Origin of the sequence: Halorhodospira abdelmalekii (assembly GCF_016583625.1) — a bacterium.
Lineage (GTDB): Bacteria > Pseudomonadota > Gammaproteobacteria > Nitrococcales > Halorhodospiraceae > Halorhodospira > Halorhodospira abdelmalekii.
In genome coordinates, this window is the sequence record NZ_NRRN01000114.1 from 1 (window position 1) to 1,823 (window position 1,823).

The window sequence follows — 1,823 nt, forward strand, 5'->3', positions numbered from 1 at the left end:
TAGCAAATTGCGATCCCGACTTGCTGCGGTGGCTGCCCTATCAAGCGGTTGCGGATGAGCAGCAGGGACTCACCTTGAAAGGCCTGGATGCGAGGTCTTAATCCCTTCTCAAACAGGGCAGTCCTCAAACATCCCGATGTTGAAAATCTGCCGGGGGAGCTCCGTCTTAATCCCTTCTCAAACAGGGCAGTCCTCAAACTACGCACCGTCGAAGAAAAAGCTCTCATTCCTGTCTTAATCCCTTCTCAAACAGGGTAGTCCTCAAACAGCTTCGCCAGCGTATAAAAATCCTAGGATCCAGTCTTAATCCCTTCTCAAAAAGTCTTTGGGAAGTCTACAAAAATGGTACCTGTCTTAATCCCTTCTCAAACAGGGCAGTCCTCAAACTAAGCGCTATGACTTTTATAAGGATTATACCAAGTCTTAATCCCTTCTCAAACAGGGCAGTCCTCAAACTACACTCGATGAGTTGATCGATGTATCCGATATGGGTCTTAATCCCTTCTCAAACAGGGCAGTCCTCAAACGGACACTTGATGCAAGTGCTGGCATGTCCTTTGTCTTAATCCCTTCTCAAACAGGGCAGTCCTCAAACGCGGTCTGTTTGACAAAGTTACCGCGATACTTCGGTCTTAATCCCTTCTCAAACAGGGCAGTCCTCAAACATACGCCGCATGTGATATACGGCGTATGTATCGAGTCTTAATCCCTTCTCAAACAGGGCAGTCCTCAAACCAGGACGACGAACTCGAAGGGTATCACCGAGGTGTCTTAATCCCTTCTCAAACAGGGCAGTCCTCAAACTACACTCGATGAGTTGATCGATGTATCCGATATGGGTCTTAATCCCTTCTCAAACAGGGCAGTCCTCAAACCGGTGATCCGATCAACGCCAGAGCTAGGTTTTGGTCTTAATCCCTTCTCAAACAGGGCAGTCCTCAAACTTAAACGAAGGAGACTAGACTATGAAAGTTATACTGTCTTAATCCCTTCTCAAACAGGGCAGTCCTCAAACGGATCACGGGAGGCGCGACATCAAGTAATTCCGTCTTAATCCCTTCTCAAACAGGGCAGTCCTCAAACACTCATCAGTTTTACCTCCATACTTGGTCCCAAGTCTTAATCCCTTCTCAAACAGGGCAGTCCTCAAACCCCTCGACGCTAGAAGCCTTTTACAATCAGTCCCTTGCAAAGGGGGTTGAGGGAATTTCGGGCATCCCAGAACTTAACATACAGCAGCATGTGGATTCGATTCTCATTTTCAAAGAGCGAAGCAGCCACCAGCTCAGTCTACTCGAAGATTAGCTGCTGATCTAGCTATAAATTCAAAGATCCCCGGCGGACTCAGGCCGACAACCGCCCCTAGATGCCTCGACGCTCTGCACGTACGTTGCGAACAGAGCCGTTGGCTCGACGTGTAGCGCCTTAGCCAGCTGGACAAAGGTGTACAGGCGGGGGCCACGGTCACATCGACAGACGTTGTAGAGGTGCTGGCGACTGATACCGGCGCGGCGGGCAAGCTCAGCCATCGAGAGCTGCCGAATGCGCGCTTGCCGGCGGATGACGAGCTCAAACTGAGTCATCCGGATTGTCTCCGTCGTCGAGCAACGATCCGTAGCGGGTGCACTCTCTCGCTAGCGTAAGAGCGGCCCGCTTCAACCAACGGCGGTGCTGTTTAGCGTGTACCTCCCACCGTGAAAAGAAGGTATGGCGTGCCGCCTTGCGCAGCCGGAAGCCCTCTTCCGGGGAGCCGCTGAAATCGTCGGTGCTCAGCGCTCTGGTCGAGAACAGATGCCAGGTCAATCGCTCGACCCGCGCACGAG

The 1,823-nt window shown here is 51.6% G+C and carries 1 protein-coding gene, 1 pseudogene and 1 CRISPR repeat array; the gene and the pseudogene both read right to left on the reverse strand.

Annotated elements, in window-relative coordinates:
• Positions 1 to 94: 94 nt before the first annotated feature.
• Positions 95 to 1,152: direct repeats of the CRISPR family, unit length 36 nt; unit sequence GTCTTAATCCCTTCTCAAACAGGGCAGTCCTCAAAC.
• Between the two features lie 173 nt (positions 1,153 to 1,325).
• On the reverse strand, positions 1,326 to 1,583 hold the full coding sequence (locus CKO15_RS13615) for a helix-turn-helix transcriptional regulator (RefSeq protein WP_200197354.1): 258 nt from the start codon (positions 1,581 to 1,583) through the stop codon (positions 1,326 to 1,328).
• Positions 1,570 to 1,823: pseudogene (locus CKO15_RS13970) on the reverse strand (hypothetical protein); the annotation flags it as partial. The pseudogene CKO15_RS13970 and the gene CKO15_RS13615, both read right to left, overlap by 14 nt.

Excerpts from the sequence above, each read along its gene's own strand:
- CKO15_RS13615 (WP_200197354.1), bottom strand. The coding sequence starts at position 1,583 with ATGACTCAGTTTGAGCTCGTCATCCGCCGGCAAGCGCGCATTCGGCAG.